The sequence below is a fragment of the Nonomuraea antri genome, from assembly GCF_013283785.1.
Taxonomy (GTDB): Bacteria; Actinomycetota; Actinomycetes; order Streptosporangiales; family Streptosporangiaceae; genus Nonomuraea; species Nonomuraea antri.
Genome location: NZ_JABCPZ010000172.1, coordinates 1 through 24,625 on the forward strand (window position 1 = coordinate 1; position 24,625 = coordinate 24,625).

General features: G+C 73.7%; 18 protein-coding genes. 14 read left to right on the top strand and 4 right to left on the bottom strand.

Annotated features, from left to right (window positions below; all coding sequences use genetic code 11):
- Positions 1-143: 143 nt before the first annotated feature.
- A complete protein-coding gene (locus HII36_RS39005; protein WP_173528359.1) occupies positions 144-2,189 on the bottom strand; it encodes a SpoIIE family protein phosphatase in 2,046 nt (681 codons plus the stop codon).
- Between the two features lie 123 nt (positions 2,190-2,312).
- Between HII36_RS39005 and HII36_RS39010 the strand changes: the two genes are divergently transcribed.
- On the top strand, positions 2,313-3,572 hold the full coding sequence (locus HII36_RS39010; protein WP_173528360.1) for an arginine deiminase: 1,260 nt from the start codon (positions 2,313-2,315) through the stop codon (positions 3,570-3,572).
- Positions 3,573-3,600: 28 nt separating this feature from the next.
- On the opposite strand, the gene HII36_RS39015 is transcribed toward HII36_RS39010, so the two are convergent.
- Positions 3,601-4,602, bottom strand: a complete 1,002-nt coding sequence (locus tag HII36_RS39015; RefSeq protein WP_173528361.1) for a trypsin-like serine peptidase — start codon at positions 4,600-4,602, stop codon at positions 3,601-3,603.
- 187 nt (positions 4,603-4,789) lie between these two features.
- Here HII36_RS39015 and HII36_RS39020 point away from each other — a divergent pair, with 187 nt between their 5' ends.
- The 3 genes from HII36_RS39020 (at position 4,790) to HII36_RS39030 (ending at position 7,630) form a co-directional block, all read left to right on the top strand.
- Positions 4,790-5,497, top strand: a complete 708-nt coding sequence (locus HII36_RS39020) for a hypothetical protein (RefSeq protein ID WP_173528362.1) — start codon at positions 4,790-4,792, stop codon at positions 5,495-5,497.
- A gap of 130 nt (positions 5,498-5,627) precedes the next feature.
- Positions 5,628-6,812 (top strand): MFS transporter, encoded by a 1,185-nt coding sequence (locus HII36_RS39025; RefSeq protein ID WP_173528363.1) that lies wholly within the window; start codon positions 5,628-5,630, stop codon positions 6,810-6,812.
- Between the two features lie 8 nt (positions 6,813-6,820).
- Complete coding sequence (locus tag HII36_RS39030) at positions 6,821-7,630, top strand: alpha/beta fold hydrolase (RefSeq protein WP_236004348.1); 810 nt, start codon at positions 6,821-6,823, stop codon at positions 7,628-7,630.
- Between the two features lie 64 nt (positions 7,631-7,694).
- Here HII36_RS39030 and HII36_RS39035 read toward each other — a convergent pair whose 3' ends face one another.
- Entirely contained in the window at positions 7,695-10,379 is a 2,685-nt protein-coding gene (locus HII36_RS39035; protein WP_173528364.1) for an ATP-binding protein, read from the bottom strand.
- Between the two features lie 205 nt (positions 10,380-10,584).
- Between HII36_RS39035 and HII36_RS39040 the strand changes: the two genes are divergently transcribed.
- Positions 10,585-12,204, top strand: a complete 1,620-nt coding sequence (locus tag HII36_RS39040; protein WP_173528365.1) for an FAD-dependent oxidoreductase — start codon at positions 10,585-10,587, stop codon at positions 12,202-12,204.
- Positions 12,205-12,291: 87 nt separating this feature from the next.
- On the opposite strand, the gene HII36_RS39045 is transcribed toward HII36_RS39040, so the two are convergent.
- Positions 12,292-12,930 (bottom strand): TetR/AcrR family transcriptional regulator, encoded by a 639-nt coding sequence (locus HII36_RS39045; RefSeq protein WP_328808089.1) that lies wholly within the window; start codon positions 12,928-12,930, stop codon positions 12,292-12,294.
- Between the two features lie 71 nt (positions 12,931-13,001).
- Between HII36_RS39045 and HII36_RS39050 the strand changes: the two genes are divergently transcribed.
- From HII36_RS39050 to HII36_RS39090, 9 genes are all read left to right on the top strand, one after another.
- Entirely contained in the window at positions 13,002-14,285 is a 1,284-nt protein-coding gene (locus tag HII36_RS39050) for an MFS transporter (RefSeq protein ID WP_173528367.1), read from the top strand.
- The gene (locus HII36_RS39055; protein WP_173528368.1) at positions 14,275-15,894 is read left to right on the top strand and encodes a glycoside hydrolase family 13 protein; all 1,620 of its coding nucleotides are present in this window, start codon (positions 14,275-14,277) and stop codon (positions 15,892-15,894) included. The genes HII36_RS39050 and HII36_RS39055 overlap by 11 nt, the downstream gene beginning before the upstream one ends.
- Positions 15,891-17,891, top strand: coding sequence for an alpha-galactosidase (locus HII36_RS39060; RefSeq protein ID WP_173528369.1), 2,001 nt, complete (start codon positions 15,891-15,893; stop codon positions 17,889-17,891). The genes HII36_RS39055 and HII36_RS39060 overlap by 4 nt, the downstream gene beginning before the upstream one ends.
- The gene (locus tag HII36_RS39065) at positions 17,881-19,641 is read left to right on the top strand and encodes a glycoside hydrolase family 2 protein (protein ID WP_173528370.1); all 1,761 of its coding nucleotides are present in this window, start codon (positions 17,881-17,883) and stop codon (positions 19,639-19,641) included. The genes HII36_RS39060 and HII36_RS39065 overlap by 11 nt, the downstream gene beginning before the upstream one ends.
- On the top strand, positions 19,638-20,618 hold the full coding sequence (locus tag HII36_RS39070) for a DUF2804 domain-containing protein (protein WP_173528371.1): 981 nt from the start codon (positions 19,638-19,640) through the stop codon (positions 20,616-20,618). Before HII36_RS39065 ends, HII36_RS39070 begins: the two co-directional genes overlap by 4 nt.
- 17 nt (positions 20,619-20,635) lie before the next feature.
- The gene (locus HII36_RS39075) at positions 20,636-21,094 is read left to right on the top strand and encodes a PASTA domain-containing protein (RefSeq protein ID WP_173528372.1); all 459 of its coding nucleotides are present in this window, start codon (positions 20,636-20,638) and stop codon (positions 21,092-21,094) included.
- Positions 21,095-21,230: 136 nt separating this feature from the next.
- Positions 21,231-22,385 (top strand): esterase-like activity of phytase family protein, encoded by a 1,155-nt coding sequence (locus HII36_RS39080; protein ID WP_236004350.1) that lies wholly within the window; start codon positions 21,231-21,233, stop codon positions 22,383-22,385.
- A gap of 100 nt (positions 22,386-22,485) precedes the next feature.
- Positions 22,486-23,298: a peptidylprolyl isomerase gene (locus tag HII36_RS39085; protein ID WP_217370511.1), complete on the top strand. Its 813-nt coding sequence runs from the start codon at positions 22,486-22,488 to the stop codon at positions 23,296-23,298.
- Positions 23,299-23,403: 105 nt separating this feature from the next.
- Positions 23,404-24,625, top strand: a 1,222-nt coding sequence (locus HII36_RS39090; RefSeq protein ID WP_173528373.1) for a serine/threonine-protein kinase, incomplete at its 3' end; no start/stop codon positions are given.

A 24,625-nucleotide genomic window follows, 5' to 3' on the forward strand; every position in this document is an offset into this window, starting at 1 on the left:
ACCCCGGGGGAGAGCGTGGCCATCAGCGCGTCGAGGTCGTGCGCCTCGCCGGCGTCACGATACGCCCGGACGGGCGAGTCCTGAATGTGAACTGACATGAGTTCACATTATCAACTCACCCGCCGGTGGCACTGGCCGGGCGCTCATCCGGGCAGGCGCAGCGCGATCATGGCCACGTCGTCCTCGCCCGACAGCGGCAGCCCGCTCAGCAGCTCGTCGCAGAACTCGTCCACCGTCGCGCCGGCCAGCGTCTCGGCCAGCACGCTCAGCCGCATCAGGCCCTCCTCGATGTTCTCGCCGGGCCGCTCCACCAGCCCGTCGGTGTACAGCAGCAACGTGCTCATCGGCGGCAGCGGTTCGAGCGCCGAGACGAAGCCGAAGTCGATCGGCACGCCCAGCAGGGGATTGCCGCCGGCCTCCAGGTACCGGCCCTGCCCGTCGCCGGTGACCAGCAGCGGCGGCGGGTGCCCGGCGACGGAGTAGTTGAGCCGGTGCCCGCCGTCGCCGCGCTCCACCCTGGCCAGCACGCAGGTCGCGGTCTCCTCGCCGTAGAGCGTGCCCGTCGCGATGTTCAGCCGGGACAGGATCTCTCCCGGCGGCTCCTGCCGGTCGACCACCATGCCCCTGAGCATGTTGCGCAGCTGCCCCATCGCGACGGCCGCGCGCAGGTCGTGGCCGGCCACGTCGCCGATGGCCAGCACGGTCGCGCCGTCGGGCAGGACGAACGAGTCGTACCAGTCGCCGCCCACCTCGGCGGCGGCCAGGCTGGCCCGGTAGCGGGCGGTGATCTGCAGTCCAGGCACCCGCGGCGGCTCGGCCAGCAGGCTGTGCTGCAGCGCGAAGGCGATCTGCCTGGCCCGCTGGAACCGCATCACGTTGCGCAGCGCGTCGTGCGCCTGCTCGAACATCTGGCTCAGCAGCGCGGCGCTGCCCTGCTCAAGCGGCGGACGATCGCCACAGGTCGCCGCGGTGACCACGGCCGCGACCGTGCCGTCCACGGTGACCGGGATGAGCACCGCGCTGTTGGCCTGGCTGGCGCGCAGCCACGTCCGTGTCCCGGTGGGCACGAAGTCGGGCGGCGGCGAGCCCGGCGGGAACGTCTTCAGCACCGGCCTGCCCTGGCGGATGGCCTGCGCCAGCCCGCCTTCGGGCATCAGCCGCTCCTCGCCGAACGTCGGCATCCGCGGCAGGCCCGGCCGCGCGGCCGTGGCGACGCGCTCGGCGACCAGCGAGCTGCCGCTGGCCAGCCCCTCGGCCAGATCGGTCACCAGATGCACGCCGCAGCCGTCGGCCAGCTCCGGCACGATGACGTCGGCCAGCGCGCCCAGCATCTCCTCCAGGCTGGTCAGGTTGACCGTGGCCTCGGCGGCGCTGTCGAGCAGCCGCTGGCGGCGCTGCTCCTGCCACTCCTGTTCGATGTCGGTGCAGGTGCCCACCCACTCCACCACCCGGCCGTCCTCCTTGATCGGCACGGCCTGGGCGCGGAAGTGGCGGTATTCGCCGTCGAGGCCGCGCAGCCGGTAGACGTGCTCCCACACCTCGGCGACCCGCTCGACGGCCTGCGTCCAGGAGCGGATGGTCGGCCCGCGGTCGTCGGGGTGCACGACCCGCATCCAGCCGGTGCCGCGGTACTCCTCCCACGTCTGCCCGGTCAGCCGCTCCCAGCCCGGGCTCTGCTCGATCACCAGGCCCTCCGGGTCGCCCACCCAGACGATCTGGGTGCTCACCCGGATCAGGGTCTGCAGCCGGCGCAGGATGCGGGAGCGCTCGTCGGCGATGGCCTGCACCCGTTTGACCGCGGTGACCTGGTCGGTGACGTCCAGGCAGACCACCAGCAGGCCGTACTCGCCGTCGCCGAGCGCGATCCGCGACAGGCTGAACGTGATGAAGATCGGCCCGGGGCGGGTGGTGACCATGGCGTGGTCGCCCGGCACGTCGTGCAGGACGATCGGCTCACCGGTCTCGAACACCCGGTCGAAGAGCTGGAAGTAGCTCTCGTGCCTGGCGACGTCCGCGAACGCCTCCCGGACCGGCTTGCCCAGCTCACGCTCGCCGAACAGCGCCCGGTGCGCCCGGTTGGTGTAGCTCAGGCGGTGCTCGGGGCCCCGATACACCGCGATGCCCACGGGTGCCGGCTCCAGCACGTCGAACACCAGGTCACTGGCATCGTGCCGGTCGTCCCCCTGCATAGCGGCATCCCCCGATGACGGTGCTTGCGAACCTCCGGTAGTGACTACCCAGAGCGATCGGCCGAGAACACCCCAGTTCACGGCAGGTCATGAAATTCCGGTGATCGGGGAAGGTATCTGCCCATGACTGATCGGCCCTTCGGCGTCCACTCCGAGGTCGGGACCCTGCGCAAGGTGATCGTTCACCGGCCGGACCTCAGCCTGCGCAGGCTCACCCCGTCCAACAACGACCAGCTGCTGTTCGACGACATCCTGTGGGTCGAGCGCGCCCAGCGCGAGCACGACGCGTTCGTCCAGGTGATGCGCGAGCGCGGGATCGAGGTGTTCTACCACCACGAACTGCTGGCCGAGGCGCTGGAGACGAGCTTCGAGGCCAAGCAGCGCGCCATCGAGCAGGCCGTCACCCACCTGACCGTCGGCCCCGCGCTGGTGGACGTGGTGCGCGAGACCCTGGCGGGCTGGAGCGGCGCCCGGCTGGCCACGCACCTGATCGGCGGGCTGACCAAGGAGGAGTTCGGCGCCGCCGACCTGGACGGCCACTCGCTGGTGGCCGCGTCGTCGCACCCGCGCGAGTTCGTCCTGCCCGCCCTGCCCAACTCGCTCTACCAGCGCGACCCGGCCGCGTGGTTGTACGGCGGGCTGTCGCTGAACCCGATGTACTTCCGGGTACGGCTGCTGGAGACGATGAACCAGTCGACCGTCTACCACTACCACCCGATGTTCGCCGGGCACGACTTCTCGTACTGGTACCCGTACGCGGGCGACGACGAGCGCTTCAACGAGGAGTCGTACGGCAGCGCGGCCATGGAGGGCGGCGACATGATGCCGATCGGCAACGCCACCGTCGCCATCGGCATCAGCGAGCGCACCAACCCGCGCACGATCGAGCACCTGGCGCTGTCGCTGTTCGCCGCCGAGGCGGCCGAGCGGGTGATCGCGGTCGAGGTGCCCAAGTCACGCTCCTACATGCACCTGGACACCGTCTTCACCTTCCTGGACGTCGACAAGGCCAGCGCCTACCCGCCGTTCCTGGAGGCCGCCACCGCCTACAGCCTGCGTCCAGGCGACAAGAGCGGCACGCTGGAGGTGCACCGCGACCCCGGCCTGCTGCCAGCCCTGCAGGACGCGCTGCGCATCGACCGGCTGGAGATCGTCCCGACCGGCGGCGACGACTACCAGCAGGCCCGCGAGCAGTGGGACTCGGGCAACAACTTCTTCGCCCTGGCCCCCGGCGTGGTCATCGGTTACCACAAGAACCAGTTCACCAACCGCAAACTGCGTCAGCACGGGGTCGAGGTGATCGAGATCGAGGGTTTCGAGCTGGGCAAGGGTCGCGGCGGCACCCACTGCATGACCTGCCCCATCCAGCGCGACGCCGTCTGAACGCCGTCCCGGAGGGGGCAGGGCACGCTCAGAGCGCGTTGGCGCGCTGCGCGGTCTGGTAGACCGACATCACCTCGTCGCCGAAGAACGGGCCGAACATGAAGTTCGGCGCGAAGTCGTACTTGAAGCTGTTGACCGAGTTCAGCCAGCCGATGCCGGTCGAGCCGTCGAAGCCGGCGAACCACGGGCCGCCGCTCGACCCGCCGGTCATGGCGCAGCGCAGCCCCAGGTCGGTGGTCTGGACGGGGTCGTCGATGGCGCGCCCGCTGCAGTAGATCAGGTCGGAGCCGTCGAACGGCCGGGCCGCGGGGAAGCCGAAGGCGAACATCTGCCGCCGTCTCGGCTGGTTGAACGCCACCCCCTGCCCGCCCACGACGTCGGTGAGCGTGCGGCCCTGCAACGGGGCGACGACCACGGCGGCCATGTCGAAGTTGATGTCCTCGCGGGCGTTCCACTGGCGGGTGGTCACCATCCTGGCCGCGGCCCAGGTGCCGAACGGACGGCGGCCGTTGGAGAAGGCCGGCACGAACACCCAGTTGCGGTGCGCCTGGCCGTTCAGCTTCACGCAGTGGCCCGCGGTGATCACCACGCTCTCGTTGGCGCTGGTCACCGCCGTGCCCGAGCAGGAGGAGTTGGCGCCGTCGGCGGTGGTGAAGAAGACGCGGCCGGTGGCGCGCACGACCGAGCCGCCGTCGGTCCAGCGCAGGCCGGGGCTGTTGTTCACGACGGCCTGCAGTCGCGCGCCGGAGCCCGAGGTGCCGCGCACCGACCACGGGTCGCCCTGGGTCGGCCGGCCCGACCGGCTGTCGCTGCGCGGCGGGGGCGAGGCCAGCGGCCTGGCCGCGAGCATGCGCTGCGGCGTCCAGTACTGCAGGACGTCCCTGCGTTCCGACCACGTGTCGGCGGCGTTCCAGCGAACCGGCCCGGGATCGAGTCCGCTCCCGCCGGCCGCCTGCGCGGCGCCGGCGGGAACCAGGCCGGCCGCGAGGACGAGCGCGGCGGCGGAGAGCAGGACGAGTCTGCGGTGCATCGCGTACCTCCAGAAACCGGGATCTGCCGTGGGGAGGTACGTACGCGACCCCTCATCTTCCTCAAAGGCTGAGAAAACGGATATGGCGGAGTTCGCGATGAAGGGTGGCCGGTGACCGGGTGATTCCGCCGCGCCACCTCGGGTAGCGGACCAACCGGTGACGAATGGGGGGATCATGGTACGGCCGGTGACCTCCGCCGTGGGCTCCGGCCTGGCGGCGGCCTTCGGCGCGGCGGCGCGGCTGCGGCGCGGCCGGCCGCTGCACCCGGCGGGACGGCTGTTCGAGGCCGAACTACGCCTGCACGGCACCTCACGCCACTGGGGCGCGCCGTTCCTCGACCAGCGGATGGAACTGCACGGCCTGGCCAGGCTCTCGCGCGCCGCCGGGCTGCCACCGCCGCTGCCGGACATCCTCGGCCTGGCCCTGCGCTGGCACCAGGAGGGCGCCGACGCGGAACTGCTGCTGGCCACGACCGGCCACACCCCGCTCGGCCGCCGCCTGCTGCGCCCCGCCACCGCCTGGGCCCCCGGCCTGTACGGCTCCCTGTTCCCGTACGCGGTCGCCGGTCGGCGGGTGTGGCTCGCCGCGCTGCCCCAGGCGGACCGGCCGCTACCGGCCAGGTTCGGCCCGCTGACCAGGGCGGCGGAGGCGGCGCCGCTGCTGTTCGACCTGCTCGTCGCCGGGCGGACCGGGCCGTGGCACATCTTCGGCCAGGTCGGCCTGGTCGCGCCGGCCATGCGGGACGCCGAGCTGCCGACCAGGTTCGACCCCACCAGGCACCCGATCCCCGGGCTGCGGCCGGCAGGATGGGGGCAGCGGGTGCGCGGCGCGGCCTACGCGGCGGCGCAACGCACCCCGGAGCGGGCGGCAGCCAAGGCCGGCATCATCCGCTGAGCGACCCCGGCCTCGTTTCCGACCGGCGGGGGCGGGGGCGTCAGTGGTGGATCCGTGGCGGGCACGGATGTGGCTGCGTGGCCACGACAGGCATCGTTCTCGGCAGGGCGACCACGCCGAGGAGGCACCGATGACCGCCACGCTCACCACTCCGTCCACGGGCCCGTCCACCGGCCCGTCCACCGCCGGCCTGCCGGGGCGGCCCCGGCTCTGGAACCGGGCGTTCGCGCTGGCCGTGCTGGCCGGGTGCGGCTCTTCGGTCAGCTTCTACCTGCTGTTCGCCACCGTCCCGTTGTACGCGGTGTCCGTCGGCGCCGACGGGTTCGGCGCCGGGCTCACCACCGGCGCGATGATGCTCGCCACCGTCGCCGCGGAGCTGGTCACGCCCCGGCTGCTGGCCAGGTTCGGTTACCGGGCCGTGTTCGCCGCCGGGTTCCTGCTGCTCGGCGCGCCCGCGTTGGTGCTCGGGCTGTCCGGTGAGATGGCCGCCATCCTGGCCGTCTGCGTGGTGCGCGGGCTGGGGTTCGCGGTCGTCGCGGTGCTCGGCGGCGCGCTGGTGGCCCAGGCCGTGCCCGCGGAACGGCGCGGCGAGGGACTCGGCGTGTACGGCGTCATCTGCGGGATACCGTCCATGGCCGCGATGCCGCTGGGCGTCTGGCTGACCGAGAGCATCGGGTACGCGCCGGTCTTCGCCGCCGGCGGGGTCGCCGCGCTGGCCGGTCTCGCCGCGGTCGGCGGGCTGCCCGGCCGCCGGCCCGTGCCGGAGGAACCGCTCGGCGTGCTGGCCACGCTCCGCAGGCCCGCGCTGGTCAGGCCGTCGATCATGTTCGCGGCGAGCACCGTCGCGGCCGGCGTGGTGGCCACGTTCCTGCCGCTGGCCGTCCAGGGCGCGGCGGTGGCGCTGCTCGCGCAGAGCGTCGCCACCACCCTGGCCCGCTGGTGGGCCGGACGCTTCGGCGACCGGCACGGCTCCGACCGGCTGATGCTGCCCGGGCTGCTCGCCGCGGCCGCCGGCATGCTCGCGCTGGTCTTCACCGCCGCCCCGGCGCTGGTGCCGGCCGGGATGGTCCTGTTCGGCGCCGGGTTCGGCGTCCTGCAGAACGCCAGCATGGCGCTGATGATGAGCGGCGCCAGGCCCGCCGACTACGGCGCGGTCAGCGCCCTGTGGAACATCGCCTACGACGTCGGCATCGGCGTGGGGGCCATGGGGTTCGGCCTCGTCATCGTGCACACCGGCTATCCGGCGGCCTTCGGGCTCACCGGGCTGCTGATCCTGTCCGCCATCACCGTCCGCTCGCGAAAGGCCCAGAAATGAACGCAGAGATGAACGCAGAACTGAACGCCGAGCTGCACAAGCTCTCGTCCGCCGACGGGACCACCATCGCCTACCGGCGCACCGGGGAGGGGCCGGCGGTCGTCCTGGTCGCCGGGGCGTTCTCCACCATGTCGGACCCGGTGATGACCGGCCTGGCCCAGGCGCTGGCGCCGTACCTGACCGTCATCTCCTACGATCGGCGCGGGCGCGGCCACAGCGGCGACACCCAGCCGTACGCGGTGCGCCGCGAGATCGAGGACCTGCGCGCGGTCATCGCGGCGGCCGCGGGGGGACGGGCGGCGGTGTTCGGCGGGTCGTCGGGCGGCGCGCTGGCGCTGGAGTCGGCCGCGGCGGGCGTGGAGATGTCCAGGCTGGCGGTGTTCGAGCCGCCGTACGTCACCGACCGTTCCCGGCCGCCGCTGCCCAGCCGGGCCGAGCTGACCGGGCTGGTCGAGGCGGGGCGGCGGGGTGAGGCGGTGGAGCGGTTCATGACCGGGGGCGCGGAGCTGCCCGCCGAGGCGGTGGCGGCCATGCGGGAGCACCCGTTCTGGGCGGAGCTGGAAGGCGTGGCGCACACCCTGGCCTACGAGGCGGCCGTGGTGGGGGCGGGGCCGGTGCCGGTCGAGCGGCTGGCCGGCGTCCACGTGCCGACGCTGGTGCTGGCGGGGACGGACAGCAGCCCCCGGATGCGGAACGCGGCCGAGGCGGTGACGGCGGCGCTGCCCGAGTCCACGCTCACGCTGATGGACGGCCAGGCGCACGGCCAGGTGGACCCGGCGGCGTTCGCCGCCGCGCTCGTGCCCTTCCTCACCGCCTGACCCCGGCGAAGGGGCCCCGGCCTGGCGGGAGGGGCCCCGGCATGAGGGAGGGACCCCGGTCGTGCTACGCGCAGCCCAGTGCGGACAGTTCGGCGCGGCCCTCGCCGGACCTGTCGGGGAGCAGCAGCAGCGTGCGGGCCCGTTCGTAGCGGGCGCCGATCCGCTCCCAGCCCGCCACCGCCGCCTCCAGCTCGTCCCTGTCGCCGCGCAACCGGCCCCTGGCCCGGGCCAGGCAGGCCGCCGCCCACGCGTTCTCGGCGGCCGGCGGCTCGGCCTCGGCCAGCCGCGCCGCCGCGTCCGGCAGCCCCGCGATGACCGCGAGCTCGCCGCCCGTGGCCCGCGCGTAGGCGCGGAACTGCATGTTGGTGTCGGCGGAGAACAACTGGGCGACCGTCGCCGCGGCCCCATCTACCCGCCCGGCGTGCACCGCGACCAGCCCCTCGGCGAAGCCGGCCAGCGTGGACCGGGTGAACACGCCGCCGCCCAGCCCCTCCACCCGGGAGCGCCACAGCCGGTGCCGCCGCTCGTCCCCGCGCAGGCCGTGCACCAGCATCGGGGTCACCACCAGCGGCACCATCATGCCGGTGATCGGCCGGCCGACCCGCTGCCAGCCGTCCCAGCCCGCGTCGACCAGCGCCAGCGCCTCGTCGAACGCGCCCAGCAGCGCCAGAGTGAGCGCCAGGTTGTTGGCCCCGATGAAGTACTGGTCGGCGCCGAGCAGTTCGTCCGCCTCCGCCCGCCGGCCCAGCTCCAGCGCCTGCGGCAGGTCGCCGGCCACGATCGCGCACCGCGCCGCCATGTGGAAGGCGTCCACGATCTCGGGGGCCGTCAGCGGGTCGCGCCGCGACATCGAATCCACCAGCGACAATCGTTCCAGGCTGATCTCCTGGGCGGCCCGCAGCCGTCCGTGGCCGTGGGTGGCGCTGGTCAGCGCGTCGAGCGCGGAGCTGATCAGCACCGGATCGCCCGTCGCCCTGGCCGCCTTCAGCGCCTGCTCGGCGAGTCCCACGTCGGCCTGGTACGGCTCGCGCGGCGTCATCCACGCCGCCGCGGCGGCCACCCACGCGGCCACCACGGGATCACGCTGGTCGCCGGTGGACCTGGCCTGCTCCAGCAGCTCGCGCACCTGTTCCGCGGGCAGTTCCGCGCCGTGCCAGCCGGGGTTCCTGGCGGTCGTCGCCACGGTCGCGGCCAGCGAGGACGCGGTCAGGTTCGCGTCGCCCGCCGCCCTGGCCAGCTCCGTCGCCTCGGTGAGCAGCCCGATGACCCGGCCGCCGCCGTCCGCGACCAGGTAGCTGCAGGCCGCGGCCCGGTGCAGGTCGTGGCAGGCCTGCGCGGGATCGACGGCGCGCCGCGCCGCCTCGCGGTAGGTCTCCAGCGACTCGGCCAGGAAGCGCCGCGTGTAACACAGCCCGGCCAGGGAGCGGGCCAGCCGGTGCGGCAACGCGCCCGGCTCCGGCGCCGCGGCCAGCGCGGCCCGCAGGTCGTCGGCGACCGCGTCGAAGTCGTCCTGCCAGCCGCCGTCGGAGCGCCGCGCCAGCGCCTCCGCGCTCGCCGCCGCCCACTCCAGGTGCCGGACGCGGACCTCGTCCCGCTCGCCCGATCCGGCCAGCCGCTCGGCGGCGAAGTCGCGCACCGTCTCCAGCAGCCGCCACCTGCCCTGACCGACCCGGACCACCAGGCTCTTGTCCACCAGCCGGCCGAGCACGTCGGCGGCGGCGCCGGGGGATTCGCCGGACACCGACACGACCGCGTCCAAATCGAACCCGCCGGCGAACACGGCCAGGCGGCGCAGCAGCGACCGTTCCTCCTCGTCCAGCAGGTCGTGGCTCCAGCCGACCACCGCGCGCAGCGAGCGGTGCCGCTCGTCCGCGCCGCGCCCGCCGGTCAGCAGCCGCAGCCGGTCCTCCAGCGCGGTCAGCAGGCCCGCCGCGCCCAGCGCGGCGCTGCGCGCGGCGGCCAGCTCGATGGCCAGCGGCATGCCGTCGAGCCTGGCGCAGATCTCCCCGATCACGTCCGGGTCGGCGGCGAAATCCGGGTCGGCGGCGCGGGCCCGGTCGGTGAACAGCGCGGGCGCGTCGGAGTCCAGCGGCAGCGGCTCCACCAGGACGATGCGCTCGCCGGGCAGTCCGAGCCGTTCGCGGCTGGTGGCCAGGATCCGGCTGCCCGGGCAGGTGGCCAGGATCCAGTCGGCCAGCCCGGCCACCTCGTCCAGCAGGTGCTCGCAGTTGTCCAGCACGAGCAGCGACGGGCCGTCGCCCAGCCGCTCGGCCACCGCCTCCGTCAGCGGCTGCTGCGGCCCTTCCGCCACGCCGAGCGCGGCGGCGATCGCCTGCGCCGCGAACCCGCCGCGCACCGGCGCCAGGTCCGCGAACACCCCGCCGTACGGGAGCGCGGGCGCGGCCGTGGTCGCCAGCCTGGTCTTGCCGACCCCGCCCGGCCCCAGCAGCGTGACCAGCCTGGACTCGCCGAACGCCGCTGCGACCGCGGCCCGCTCGGCCGACCTGCCGACGAACGACGTCCTGGCCGCGGGCAGGCCGGTCAGCGCGGGCGGCGCGGCGGCGGGTCCACCGGCCAGGGCGGCCAGCGCCCGGCGGTCGGCCACGCCGTACTTGCGCAGCAGGGACGAGACGTGGCTCTCCACCGTGCGCACCGAGATGTGCAGCTTGCTGGCGATCTGCGCGTTGGACAGGTGAGCGCCGACGGCGGCGAGCACCTCGGCCTCCCGCTCGGAGATTTCGACCGGCACCAGGACATCATCGCGCATAGATCACCGGGGTTCGTGGTGAATTCCGATGACTCGTCCCCGGAGCCGCGGGCGGCAGGCACCTGCCGGACCGGGGTGCAGTCAGCTCCACCCCGGTGTGCGCGTGGGTGCATTCTGCCGTTCCGTCCCCGCGCCTAGCGTCGATCACGGCAGGCAGTCAGACACTTCGACGCAGGGGGTAACGATCATGAGCGAGGTCACCCGGCGGGGATTCATCGGCGGCGCGGCCGCGACCGGCGGTGGCGCCGTCGCGGCCGGACTGCTCCCGGCGGACCCCGCGCGGGGCGGCACGGACGCCGCCCCGCCGCTCGGGCCCGTCATCGTCGGGCCGGACGATCCGCGCTACGCGGACCTGGCGGTGCGCAGGACGAACCAGCGCTTCCGCCCCGAGCCCGAGTACTTCCACCTGGCCGGCTCCACCGAGCAGGTGGTCAAGGCCGTCGGCGACGCGGTACGCGCCGGCAAGCGGGTCACCGTGCGCAGCGGCGGCCACTGCTACGAGAACTTCGTCGGCGACGGCGCCCAGGTCGTCATCGACCTGTGCGAGATGTCCGAGGTGTACTTCGACGAGCGGCGCGGCGCGTTCGCCATCGAGGCCGGCGCGACGCTGATGCAGGCCTACCGCAAGCTCTACCTCGGCTGGGGCGTCACCATCCCGGGCGGCCAGTGCGGCGGCGTGGCCGCGGGCGGGCACATCGCGGGCGGCGGGTACGGCCCGCTGTCGCGGCGCGACGGCCTGACCGTCGACTACCTGCACGCCGTCGAGGTCGTGGTGGTCGACAGGTCGGGCCGGGCCCGCGCGGTGGTGGCCACCAGGAACCCCAAGGACCCGAACCACGACCTGTGGTGGGCGCACACCGGAGGCGGCGGCGGCAACTTCGGCGTCGTCACCCGCTACTGGATGCGCGATCCCGCCGCCAGGGGCGACGACCCGCGCACGCTGCTGCCCAGGCCGCCCGCCACGGTGCTGTCGGGCGTGGCGTCCTGGTCGTGGGCCGGCATGACCAGGAGGTCGTTCCGCAGGCTGCTGCGCAACCACGGCGAGTGGCACGCGCGCAACAGCGTGCCCGGCACGCCGTACGCGTCGCTGTGGGGTTCGCTGCTCATCCCCGGACGTCAGCCGGGCGAGGACCCAGGCGGCATGATCATGCCCACCCAGATCGACGCCGACGTCCCCGACGCGGAGAAGCTGCTGCGCGACCACTTCGCCGCGATCGCCGACGGGGTCACCCCCGAGGCGCAGATCTGGCCGCTGGTGCGCCAGCCCTGGTTCGAGGCGGTGCGCGCGCTGTCGCTCGGCGCGGAGTCGGAGTCCGGGCACTACAAGGGCAAGTCGGCCTACCTGCGCCGGCCGTTCACCGACGCGCAGGCCGACGTCGCCTTCGACCACCTGCACAAGCCGGGCGAGGCGTCGAGCGGGATGCTGTGGCTGCTGTCGTACGGCGGCCGGGTCAACACCGTCGACCCGGCGGCGACCGCCACCGTGGAACGGCAGTCGATTCTCAAGGTGCTCCACCTGGCCACCTGGGACCCGGCCAAGGACGGCGACGTCCACCTGGAGTGGGTGCGCCGCTTCCACAAGCGCACGTTCGAGTCCACCGGCGGCGTGCCGGTGCCCGGCGGCGGACTCGGCGGCGCCTACATCAACTACCCGGACATCGATCACGCCGACCCGGCCTGGAACACCTCGGGCGTGCCCTGGTCGACGCTCTACTACGGCGCCAACTACGCCCGGCTGCAGCGGGTGAAGGCCCGCTGGGACCCGCGCGACGTGTTCAGGCACGCGCTCGCGATCCGCCCGGCGTAGGCGCCGCCCCCCGAGGACTCCGCCTCCCGAGACAGGGCACGGTACGGCCACGCCGGGGGCGTCGTGCCGTGCCCGCTCGTCCCGGCCTCAGCGGCCGGTGTCCCCTGACAGATCCGCGAAATAGGCACGCAGCAGGCGGCGGCCCTGGTCGATCATCGCCGGGTCGCCGTTCCGCGTGCCGTGGAAGGCCAGCCGCAGCGCCACCGCCGCCGTCTCGATCGCCAGCCGCATGACCCGGTACGGGTCGGGCAGCGCGGGCAGCCCCGCCTCCTCGACGGCGAACGCGTACAGCCGCTCGGCCAGCACGTCACCGCCTTCGGCCGCCTCGCCAGGCGGCAGGAACGACGCGCCGCCCGGCCGGGTGTCGGCGAAGTCCACCACGGTGAACCCGGGCACCGCCCGCCGCATCTCGACGGTCTCCTCGATGACGATCTCCGCCGCCCGCGGCCAGGTCAGCGCCGCTTCCGTGGCGACCCGCCGGCGCAGCCGCACCAGCAGCGAGTCCAGGTTGCGCAGCGCGAGCGCGCGCATCAGGCCGGGCTTGCCGTCGAAGAACTGGTAGACGGTCGCGCCGGGCACCCCGGCGTGCCTGGCGACCTCGGCGACGGTGAGCGCGTCGAAGCCCACCTCGTCCAGCAGGGCCGCGCAGGCGTCGAGGATGCGCTCGACCCGCTCGATGCTGCGCTGCTGCACCGGCAGGCGGCGCACGCCGGGAAGCTCGATCACCCTCTTAACATAACACCCTGTCATGTTCTAACGTGTCACCCACTCATGTTTCGGCCCGTGGAAGGACACGCATGGGCGACCCGCAGACCACCCACGACGCGCGACGAGCCGGCGACGACGTCCGGGAACCCCCCAAGGTCTCAGGCCGGTGGATGACGCTGCTGGCCCTGGCCCAGATGGGGATCATCATGGCGATGACCGTCGGGACCCAGATCCTGCTGCCGTCCCACGTGGCGCGCATCGACCCGGCGCACAAGGAGGCGTCGCTGGCGCTGGTGTTCGCCGTCGGCGCGGTGTGCACCATCGTGGCCAACCCGCTGTTCGGCGCGCTGTCCGACCGCACCAGGCTGCGCTTCGGCCGGCGGCGGCCGTGGATCGTCGGCGGCGCGCTGGTGTGCGCGGCATCGCTGGCCTTCCTCGCCTGGCAGGAGTCGCTGGCCGGGCTGGTGGCCGGGTGGGCGCTGGCGCAGCTCGCGTTCACCGCGGCGCTGGCCACGGCCATCGCGACCGTCCCCGACCAGGTGCCCGTCAGGCAGCGGGGCGCGGTGTCCGCGCTGGCCGCGGTGGGCCAGCTCAGCGGGCCGCTGCTCGGCGGCGCGGTGGTCACCGTGCTGCTCACCGGCGAGCGCGCCGGGTTCCTGGCCATGGCGGCGCTGGTCCTGCTGCTGGTGCTGCCGTTCGGGCTGAGCACGCCCGACACCCCGGCAGGCGCACCCACCGCCAACAGGTTCGACGCGCGGGCCTTCGCCCGCGGGCTGTGGGTCAGCCCGCGCCGCCACCCCGACTTCGCCTGGGCCTGGCTCAGCCGGCTGCTGATCACGCTCACGCTCGCCATGGGCATCGGCTACCTGCTGTACTTCCTGCGCGACGCCGTCCACTACGAGCGGCTGTTCCCCGGCTCCACCGCCGAGCAGGGCGTGATGGTGCTGGTGGGGGTGTTCACGCTGAGCAGCGTCGTGCCGACCCTGATCGCCGGGTGGCTGTCGGACCGGGCCGGGGCGCGCCGGCCAGCCGTGTTCACCGGCGGGCTGATCATGGCGGCGTCCGCGCTGGTGCTCACGTCCGTGACGAGCTGGCCGGCCGCCATCGCGGCGGCGGCGCTGCTCGGCGCCGGGTACGGCGTGTTCGCCTCCGTCGACCAGGCCATGGTCACCCAGCTCCTGCCCGCCGACGGCGACAGGGCCAAGGACCTGGGCATCGTCAGCCTGGCCAACTCCGCCGCCAACCTGCTCGGCCCGGTGATCGCCGCGCCCCTCGTCACCTCGGCCGGCGGCTACCGGCTGATGTACGGGGTCGCCGCCGCGTTCGCCGTGCTGGGCGCCTGCCTGATCTGGAGGATCAAGAGTGTCCGATGAACGTCCCTGGTGGCGCGAGGCCGTCGTCTACCAGGTGTACCCGCGCAGCTTCGCCGACGCCGACGGCGACGGCCAGGGCGACCTGCCCGGCCTGCGCTCCCGCCTGGACCACCTGGCCGGACTCGGCGTGGACGCGATCTGGCTGAGCCCGTTCTACCCGTCGCCGATGGCGGACGGCGGCTACGACGTGGCCGACCACCAGGCGATCGACCCCCGCTACGGCACCCTGGACGACTTCGACGCCCTGGTGGCCGAGGCCGCCGACCGGCGCATCAGGGTGATCGTGGACCTGGTGCCCAACCACTGCTCGGCCGAGCACCCCTGGTTCCGCCAGGCCCTGGCCGCGCCCCCGGGCAGCCCCGAGCGCGAACGGTTCATCTTCCGCGACGAGCCGAACAACTGGGTCTCCAAGTTCGGCGGCCCGGCCTGGACCCAGGTGGGCGACGGCCAGTGGTACCTGCACCTGTTCGACGCCGCCCAGCCCGACTGGAACTGGCGCCACCCCGACGTGGTCGCCCTGTTCGAGCGGGTACTGCGCTTCTGGCTGGACCGGGGCGTGGCCGGGTTCCGCATCGACGTCGCCAACCTGCTGTTCAAGCAGGCCGGCCTGCCCGACGTGACCACCGCGGCGCCGGACTCCCCGTGGGCGCCGGCCGAGTCCGGGCTGCCCTACGAGAACCAGCCCGAGCTGCTGGAGCTGTACCGGTCGTGGCGCAAGATCCTCGACTCCTACCCGGGCGACCGCATGACTGTGGCCGAGATGTGGTTCGGCGAGTCCGCGCAGGCCGGGCCGTACCTGACCGGCGACGGGCTGTCCCAGCTGTTCGACTTCAGGCTGCTGCCGCGTCCCTGGTCGGCGGCCGAGTTCAGGGACGTCGTCGCCGACTCCCACGCCCTGGCCGCCAGGACCGGCGGCTCGGTGCCCTGGGTGCTCGGCAACCACGACGTGCCCCGCATGGTCACCAGGTACGGCATCGACCAGGACCTCGTCCGCCGGCCCACCGCCGACGTGCTGCTCGGCCGCGTCGCCGTGGACGCCGAGCTGGGCGCCCGCCGGGCCAGGGCCGCCACGCTGCTGCTGCTCGCCCTGCCTGGCGCCGCCTACCTCTACCAGGGCGACGAGCTGGGCCTGCCGGAACACCTGGACATCCCGGACGGCGAACGCCAGGACCCGATGTTCGAGCGCACCGGCCGCGCCTTCATCGGCAGGGACGGCTGCCGGATCCCGCTGCCCTGGTCGGGCGAGACCGCGCCGTACGGGTTCTCGCCCAGCCCGGTGCGGACCTGGCTGCCCCAGCCGGACGGCTGGGCCCGCCTGACCGCCGCCGCCCAGCACGCCGACCCCGACTCCGCGCTCAACCTCCACCGGCGGGCCCTGGCCGAACGCCGCCGCCACCCGGCACTCGGCGCCGGCGACCTGACCTGGCTGGAGCACGACGACCCCGACGTGCTGGCCTTCCGCCGCGACCCCGGGTTCACGCTCGTCATGAACTTCGGCCCGCGCCCGGTGCCGCTGCCCGCGCACCAGGCGATCCTGCTGGCCAGCGGCCCGCTCGACGGCGGCACGCTGCCGCCGGACACCACCGTGTGGCTGGAGACCCGCCCATGATCCACGTCGGTGACCGGCTGTGGCTGCTGACCACGCCGTCCAGCTCCTACGCCGTCCGGCTCGGCGACGACGACGTGCCGCGCTGCGTCCACTGGGGCCGCCCGCTCACCCTCGACCAGGCCCGTACCCTGCCCGCCGGCCGTGAGGAACTGCCCGGCGAAGGCGGCGAGCGGTTCGGCGTGGCCGGGCTGCAGATCAGGTACGCCGACGGCGTGCGCGGCGTGGACTGGCGCCACCTCGGCCACCAGGTCGGCGAGGACGGCCTCGTTCTGCGCTTCGCCGACCGGCACCACCCGCTGGAGATCACCCTGCACTACCGGGTGCCGCCGGGCGGTGACGCCGTCGAGCGCCGGACCGTGCTGCGCAACGCCGGCGCCACGCCGATCACCGTGCTGCGCTGCGACTCGGCCGCCTGGAGCGTGCCGGCCCGCGACGACTACCGGCTCAGCCACGTCACCGGCGCGTGGGGCGCGGAGTTCAGGCTCGGCCGCGCCCGCGTCGCCCCCGCCGAGACCGTGCTGACCAGCAGGCGCGGGCACAGCGGCCACCACGCCAACCCCTGGCTCGCGGTGGACGCCGGCGACGCCACCGAGGACGCGGGCGAGGTCTGGAGCACCGCGCTGGCCTGGAGCGGAAGCTGGCGCGTCACCCTCGAACGCGACCAGGACGACCGGGTCGCCTGGAGCGGCGGCTTCGGCCACGAAGGCGTGACCTGGCGGCTCGGCCCCGGCGAGAGCCTGGAGACACCCGTCTTCACCGGCGTCTACGCCCCCGACGGGTTCGGCGGGGCCAGCCACCGCTGGCACGACCATATCCGCGCGCACGTCCTGCCCGACGCGAACCGCACCCGGCCGGTGATCTACAACTCCTGGGAGGCCACCGGGTTCGACGTCACCGAGTCCCAGCAGATGGAGCTGGCCGAGCGGGCCGCCGAGCTCGGCGTCGAGCTGTTCGTGGTGGACGACGCCTGGTTCGGCGCGCGCACCAGCGACCGCGCCGGGCTCGGCGACTGGTGGCCCAACCCCGAACGCTTCCCGGACGGGCTGAAGCCGCTGATCGACCACGTCACCGGGCTCGGCATGCGCTTCGGCCTGTGGGTGGAGCCCGAGTCGGTCAACCGCGACAGCGACCTGTACCGGGCGCACCCGGAGTGGGTGCTCGGCCAGGCTCACCGGCGCGCCACCGAGGTACGCGACCAGCTCCTGCTCGACTTCTCCCGCCCCGACGTGGCCGAGTGGGCGCACGCCTGGCTCGACGACCTGGTGAGCGGCCACGACATCGCGTTCCTGAAGTGGGACATGAACCGGCCCTTCACCGAGGCCGGCGACGACACCTGGGTCCCCTTCGTACGCAACGTGTACGACGTCATCGACCGGCTGCGCGCCGCGCACCCCGATCTGCTCATCGAGGGCTGCGCCTCCGGCGGCGGCCGGGCCGACCTGGGCATGCTGGCCCGTACCGACCAGATCTGGACCTCCGACAACACCGACGCCGCGCAGCGCGTCGCCATCCAGCACGGCTACGGCCAGATCTACCCCGCCTGCACGATGGGCGCCTGGGTCACCGACAGCCCGAACGCGCTCACCGGCCGCCGCACGCCGGTGCGCTTCCGCTTCCACGTGGCGATGAGCGGCGCCCTGGGCATCGGCGGCGACCTGCGCCACTGGAGCGGCGACGACCTGCGCGAGGCGGCGCTGCTGGTGGAGACGTACAAGCGGATCAGGCCGATCGTGCACGGCGGCAGGATGGACCGGCTCGGCCCGTGCGCGGTGCAGTACACGCGCGGCGATCAGGTCGTGGTGTTCGTCTGGCGGCCGTCGGCGCTGGAGCCGGCCACCGCGCCGGTCCGGCCCAGAGGGCTCGAACCCGGCGCGGTCTACCGCGACGAGGACACCGGCGCGATCCACCACGGCGCGGTCCTGATGAGCCACGGCCTGCCCAGGCCGCTGCCGTTCGACGCGCTCAGCGAGCTGACCAGGCTGACCCGTGTCGGGTGAGCTCACCACCGCCTGGGGCGCCGGGCTCGACCCCGGCGCGGTCCTGCCCGAGTACCCGAGGCCGCAGCTCGTCCGCGACAGCCACCTCAACCTCAACGGCCACTGGGACTACGCGATCACCGGCGACGCGCGGGAGCCCGCCGCCTACGACGGCAGGATCCTGGTGCCGTTCTCGCCCGAGGCGCCGCTGTCCGGCGTCGGACGGCAGCTCCGGCCCGGCCAGACGCTGTGGTACCGCCGCGCGCTCACCCTGCCGGGCGGCTTCCGCCTGCCGGGCGGCCGGGTCCTGCTCCACTTCGGCGCGGTCGACCAGGTGTGCGAGGTGCGGCTCAACGGCGTCACGGCCGGCACGCACGAAGGCGGCTACCTGCCGTTCACGCTAGACGTCACCGACCTGCTCGGCGAGGGGGAGAACACGCTGGTCGTGGCCGTGCGCGACGACTCCGACAGCGGCCAGGGCGCGTGGGGCAAGCAGCGGCTGCGCCGCGGCGGCATCTGGTACACCGCGCAGTCCGGCATCTGGCAGACCGTGTGGGCCGAATGCGTGCCGACCCCGTACGTCGAACGGCTCACGCTGACCCCGCACCTGGCCGGCGGCCGCGTCGAGGTGACCGTGCACGCCGGGGGCGGCACCGGGGGCGGTACCGCGGACGTCGAGATCCTGGCCGAGGGGGTCACCGTCGCCCGCGCCCGGGTGCCCGCCGGGCGTCCGGTTCGGCTGGACATCCCCGGGGTGCGCCCGTGGAGCCCCGAGGACCCGTTCCTGTACGACGTCACCGTCGAGCTCGGTGCCGACCGGGTGCGCGGCTACGTGGGGATGCGCTCGTTCGGCGTCGGGCCGGACGCGGACGGCGTGCCCAGGCTGCTGCTCAACGGCCGGCCGTACTTCCACGCCGGGGTGCTCGACCAGGGCTACTGGCCCGACGGGCTGTACACCGCGCCGTCCGACGCCGCGATGATCCACGACATCGCGACGATGAAGCGGCTCGGCTTCACCATGCTGCGCAAGCACATCAAGGTCGAGCCGCTGCGCTGGTACCACCACTGCGACCGGCTCGGCGTGCTCGTCTGGCAGGACCTGGTCAACGGCGGCGGCCCGTACCACCCGCTGGTCGTCACCGCGCCGGTGCTCACCCCGCTGCGGCTCTCCGACCGCCGGCACCGCCGCTTCGGCCGGGCCGACGCCGCCGGGCGGGCCCGCTTCGAGTCCGACCTGCGCGAGACCGTCGAGCACCTGCGCAACGTGGTGAGCCTGGCCATGTGGGTGCCGTTCAACGAGGGCTGGGGCCAGTTCGACGCCGCGCGCATCGCCGCCGAACTGGCCGCGCTCGACCCCACCAGCACCGTCGACCACGCCAGCGGCTGGCACGACCAGGGCGCGGGCGACGTCCGCAGCCTGCACGTCTACTTCCGCCGCTTCCGCCCGCCCCGCCGACGCCGCGGCGAGCGGCGCGCGCTGGTGCTGTCGGAGTACGGTGGCCACGGCCTGCGCGTCGCCGGCCACACCTGGGGCGAGCGGCGGTTCGGCTACCGCAACCACGACACGGCCGCCGGGCTCGCCGGCGCGTTCGCCAGGATGCACCTGACCGAGATCGTCCCGGCCATCGGGAAAGGATTGAGCGCGACCGTCTACACCCAGCTCAGCGACGTCGAGGACGAGCTGAACGGCCTGCTCACCTACGACCGGGCCGTGCTCAAGGTGCCCGCGGACGTCGTCCGCGCGATCAACGAAAGGCTCCGGCTGCCATGACCTACGAACGGGAGATCACCGCACCCGTCGCCCTGTGCCTGCCCGACGGCAGGCTCAACCCGGACGCGGTCGGCTGGACCCGCCGCCCGCTGCACCGCGCCAACCTGCGCGGCTGGGGACGCGCCAAGCGCTGGGAGTACTGGGGCATCGTCACCCCGCGGCACATCGTCGGCCTGGTGGCCTCCTCGCTGGACTACGCCGGGCTGCACGGCGTCTACGTGCTCGACCGGGAGACCGGCCGCGAGCTGGCCAAGGACGTGGTGGTGCCGCTGGCCGCGCACGCCGTGCTCCCGCCGGTCAGCGGCGCCGGACGGGCGTCGGTCCGCGGCGGCGGCGTGCGGATCGTGCTCGACCAGCACCCCGGCGGCACCACGATCAGCGCCGTCGCGCCCGGCCTGTCGATGGAGCTCGAGGTGCCGCTGCCCGACGGGCACGAATCGCTGGGCGTCGTCGTCCCGTGGGGGCCGCGCCGCTTCCAGTACACGGTCAAGGACGTCGGCCGCCCGGTGAGCGGCGTGCTGCGGCTCGGCGCCGAGGAGTTCACGATCTCCGCGGACGACTCGTTCGCGGTGCTCGACCACGGCCGCGGCAAGTGGCCGTACTCGATCACCTGGAACTGGGCCGCGGGCAGCGCGCCCGGGCGGTCCGTCCAGCTCGGCGGCAAGTGGACCGACGGCACCGGCTCCACCGAGAACGCGCTGTTCCTGGACGGCCGCCTGCACAAGATCGGCGACGAGCTGGAGTGGCACTACGACCGGTCCGACTGGCTGCGGCCGTGGCGCATCACCGGGCCGCGGGTCGAGGTGGAGTTCCACCCGTTCCACGAGAAGCGGGCGAAGACCGAGTTCGGCGTGATCGGCAACGAGACGCACCAGTGCTTCGGCCACTTCGCCGGCCGCGCCCGCGCCGACGACGGATCGTGGGTGGACCTGGACGGTCTGGTCGGCTGGGCGGAGGAGGCACGCAACCGCTGGTGAACCGCGCATCGGGAATTGTGGGTTCATCGTCGAGCGACTCCGGCGGGGACAAGGCGCCCGACCTGGTCGGCGACCGCTTCATCCACCAGATGTCGCCCAAGGCCGGATCGGCTGCCACCTGGGGCGGCGGGATCACGGTGAAGGTCGTGACCGGCGAGCAGCGGGCGTTCTACGACAAGCACAAGAAGATGCCCAAGGTCGTCGGTTGGAACGATACGAAGGCCGGTGACCTGTTCAAACCGGTGCAGCCGACGGTGAAGATCACGATGAAGGCGTCCACGTCGGTGCCGGCGGGGGAGTACCGCGTCGTGGCGCAGGCGCCGAAGGCGGGCGCGAAGCTCAAGGTGGGGCAGACCATCAAAATCGTCATGGGCTACAACCCCGGCCCGGCCACCACCGGGAACGGCGACGTGAACGTGGACGTGGACGCCAAGAACGGCGAGAGCAAGTTCTGCGCCAAGCGCTGGTGGTGCTGAGCGGCCGGCGGTAATCGCCCGTCTTTGTGGCGCGGCATGCGGAAAGTCGCCCGCGCCACCTGCGGGACTTTCCCCGTGGGCCGCGATTTCATTTCCCCGTCCGTTCAGAGCAGTTCTTCAGGCGGGGGAATGACCCATGGCTGACATGCGGAAATTGGCGGGAATCTCCATCGTCTTCGCCGTCACGGTGAGCGCCACCCAACCGGCCCGGGCCGAGCGGCCCGCGCCCACCGAGCGCCGGGCGCACGTCGAGATCACCCGCTTCCTCGGCGAGCAGCGGCTGCCGTACCTGATGGAGTACGCCGGCACCAAGGTGGGCGGCATCTCCGGCATCGACCGTGATCCGCGCACCGGCACCTGGTACTTCGTCTCCGACGACCGCTGGCGCTACAACCCGGCCCGCTTCTACACCGGCAGGCTCGACATCGACCGCGCCACCGGCAACTTCGCCGGCATCAGCCTGACCGGCGTGCGGACGCTCGAGCGGCGCGACGGCAGCCCGTACCCCGGCTACGGCAAGCCGGGCTCGGCCGACCCGGAGTCGATCAGGTTCGACCCGTGGAGCCGCCGCCTGCTCTGGGGCGACGAGGGCGACCGGCCCGACGCCGGGCATCCCGGCATCCCGCTGTCCAGGACCGCGCTGCGCGCCGCCGACCCGCGCGGCAGGCACGCCGGTGAACTGGCGGTCCCGCGCAACCTGCGGCTGACCACCACCGAGCGCGGCCCCAGGCGCAACTTCGGCTTCGAGGGGCTGGCCGTCACGTCCAGGGCGATCACCGCCGTGACCGAGGGCCCGCGCCACGAGGACGGCGCGCCACCCACCGTCCGCCACGGCGCCCCGGTGCGGCTGACCGTGTGGTCGCGCGACGGCCGGCCGCGCGCCCAGTACGTCTACCCGCTCGACCGCCTGCCCACCGCGCCGATCCCGCCCACCGGCGACACCGACAGCGGCGTCTCGGAGATCCTCGCCGTCGACGACCACCGCTACCTGGCGCTGGAACGTTCCTGGATCGAGGGCGTCGGCTACAAGGTGAAGCTGTACGAGATCGACCTGCGCGGCGCGTCGAACGTGATCGGCAGGAACGACCTGAGCCGCCCGTACCGGTCCGTCACCAAGCGCCTGGTCTACGACCTGGGCGACTTCCGCCCGCCGGTGCAGAACCTGGAGGCGATGGCCTGGGGCCCGCGGCTGGCCTCGGGGGAGTGCACGCTGGTGATCGCCGCCGACGACAACTTCGACCAGGGTGAAGTGTCCAGGTTCATGGCGTTCGGGGCGACCGGCTGCACCTGACAGGCCGTGTCCGGATATGGCCTCTACTCCGCTCTTGACGGGATTGACGTAGATCCAGTAGACCTCAGGGAGCCCGCCGGTCACTCCCGTGGAGGACGTCATGTCGAGCAGAGCAGTGGTACGACTCGCGGTGGCCGCGTTGACGGCGGGTTCGCTGGTGGCGCTCGGCGCCATGCCGGCGGCGTCCGCCATCGCGGCACCCGACACCGTCACCGACGGTGACACGCGGGCGGCGAACGCGGCCCCCGAGCTCGCCGGGCAGGCGGGGGCCAGGCCGCCGCGCACCACCAAGGGCCCGTGCGGCTACACCGAGACCCCCGACGACCCGGCCGTGCGCAAGGTGCCGCTGCCGCCCGACCCGCGCCGCACCCCGACCAGGCCGGTCTCCACGGTGCTCAAGACCAACCATGGCCCCATCACGCTCACGCTCGACCCGGCCAAGGCCCCGTGCACCGTGCAGAGCTTCGTCCACCTGGTCAAGCACCGCTTCTACGACCGGACGTCCTGTCACCGCCTGACCGCCTACGACCGGCTGAAGGTGCTGCAGTGCGGCGACCCGAGCTTCACCGGCGAAGGCGGCCCCGGCTACCGCTACAAGGACGAGCTGCCCACCGACCTGCCGCCGTGGCCCGGTGACCCGACCGGGGCGCGCAAGACGTACGCGCGGGGGGTGCTGGCCATGGCCAACGCCGGCCCGAACACCAACGGCAGCCAGTTCTTCCTGGTCTACGGCGACTCCGGGCTGATGCCCAACTACACGGTCTTCGGCACGGTCGACGCCGCCGGGCTGGCCGCGCTCGACCGCATCGCGGCCGGCGGGATCCAGCCCACCCCCGACGGTCCCACGCCGCCGGTGGACGGCAAGCCGGTGCTGCCCGCCGACATCAGGTACGCGTGCGTCGTCCGGCGCTGACGACGCGATCTTCTGACATCGCCTGGATGAATATCACCACAAAGGCTGATATGACTCGCTAGGGTACGGAGATCCACCGCACCCGTAACAGGAGTCACTTCTCTCATGGCGCATGTCGAACCGCTGCGGGAGGACGACCCAGCGGTCGCCGGGCCCTACCAGCTGCTCGGCCGGTTGGGCGCGGGCGGTCAGGGCACCGTCTACCTCGGGCAGGCGCCCGACGGCCGGCGGGTCGCGGTCAAGGTGCTGCGCGACAGCGCGGGCTTCGACGACAGGCTCGCCAAGGAGATCGAGGCGGCGCGCCGGGTCGAGCCGTTCTGCATCGCCCAGGTGCTGGACGTCTCGCTCGGCCGGCAGCCGTACATCGTGACCGAGTACGTGGAAGGCCCGTCGCTGCAGCAGGCCGGCCGGCACACCGGGGCCGACCTGCAGCGGCTGGCCGTGGCGACGGCCACCGCGCTGGCCGCTATCCACGAGGCGGGCATCGTGCACCGCGACTTCAAGCCCGCCAACGTGCTGCTCGGCCCCGGCGGCCCCCGGGTCATCGACTTCGGCATCGCGAGATCGGCCGACGCGGCGGCCACCGTCACGAGCGGCATCGTGGGCACGCCCGCGTACATGGCGCCGGAGCAGCTCGCGGGCGCGCCGGTGGGGCCGCCGGCGGACGTGTTCGCGTGGGCGTCGGTGATGGTGTGGGCCGCCACGGGCGAGCCGCCGTTCGGCCAGGACACGCTGCCCGCGATCATCAACCGGATCTTGAACAACGAGCCGCGGCTCGGCGACCTGCGGGAGCCGCTGCGTTCGCTCGTGTACGACTGCCTGGCCAAGGATCCGCGGGCGCGGCCGGGGATGCGGGACGTGTTGCTGCGGCTGCTGAGCGGCCGCAACGCCTTCCCCACCGCTCCTGGCGCGCCCGGCCCTGTACCCGGACCTCTGCCAGGGACGGGACCCGTTCCCATGGCGGGGCCCGGGCTCGCGGGCCCCGGCGGCGAGACCGCGCCCGGGCGGCAGGGACGGCGGCGGGCGCCCGCGCGCCGGCGGATCAGCGCGCCCCTGGCCGCGGGCGTGTCCGGCGTCGTCACGGCGGCGCTCATCGGCGGCATCGTCTGGCTCGCCCCCTGGTCGCGGCCGGACGACTCCACCTCGATCGCCCTGACGTCCCCAACCCCCTCGGCCCAGGGCGCCGAAGCCGTGACGACGTCGTCCAGGCCGACCAGGAAGCCGGTGCGCAAACAGACCCGGCGCCCGGCCACAACGGGCTCACCGACGCGGCCGCCGGCGACCGGCTTCCTGGTGGTGGGACGGGTGGTCGGGCTCGTGGTGGGGC

Bases quoted from the DNA above. Each gene is read 5' to 3' on its own strand.
- HII36_RS39005 (WP_173528359.1), bottom strand. From the start codon at position 2,189: ATGCAGGGGGACGACCGGCACGATGCCAGTGACCTGGTGTTCGACGTG.
- HII36_RS39010 (WP_173528360.1), top strand. From the start codon at position 2,313: ATGACTGATCGGCCCTTCGGCGTCCACTCCGAGGTCGGGACCCTGCGC.
- HII36_RS39015 (WP_173528361.1), bottom strand. From the start codon at position 4,602: ATGCACCGCAGACTCGTCCTGCTCTCCGCCGCCGCGCTCGTCCTCGCG.
- HII36_RS39025 (WP_173528363.1), top strand. From the start codon at position 5,628: ATGACCGCCACGCTCACCACTCCGTCCACGGGCCCGTCCACCGGCCCG.
- HII36_RS39030 (WP_236004348.1), top strand. From the start codon at position 6,821: ATGAACGCAGAACTGAACGCCGAGCTGCACAAGCTCTCGTCCGCCGAC.
- HII36_RS39040 (WP_173528365.1), top strand. From the start codon at position 10,585: ATGAGCGAGGTCACCCGGCGGGGATTCATCGGCGGCGCGGCCGCGACC.
- HII36_RS39050 (WP_173528367.1), top strand. From the start codon at position 13,002: ATGGGCGACCCGCAGACCACCCACGACGCGCGACGAGCCGGCGACGAC.
- HII36_RS39060 (WP_173528369.1), top strand. From the start codon at position 15,891: ATGATCCACGTCGGTGACCGGCTGTGGCTGCTGACCACGCCGTCCAGC.
- HII36_RS39070 (WP_173528371.1), top strand. From the start codon at position 19,638: ATGACCTACGAACGGGAGATCACCGCACCCGTCGCCCTGTGCCTGCCC.
- HII36_RS39080 (WP_236004350.1), top strand. From the start codon at position 21,231: ATGGCTGACATGCGGAAATTGGCGGGAATCTCCATCGTCTTCGCCGTC.
- HII36_RS39085 (WP_217370511.1), top strand. From the start codon at position 22,486: ATGTCGAGCAGAGCAGTGGTACGACTCGCGGTGGCCGCGTTGACGGCG.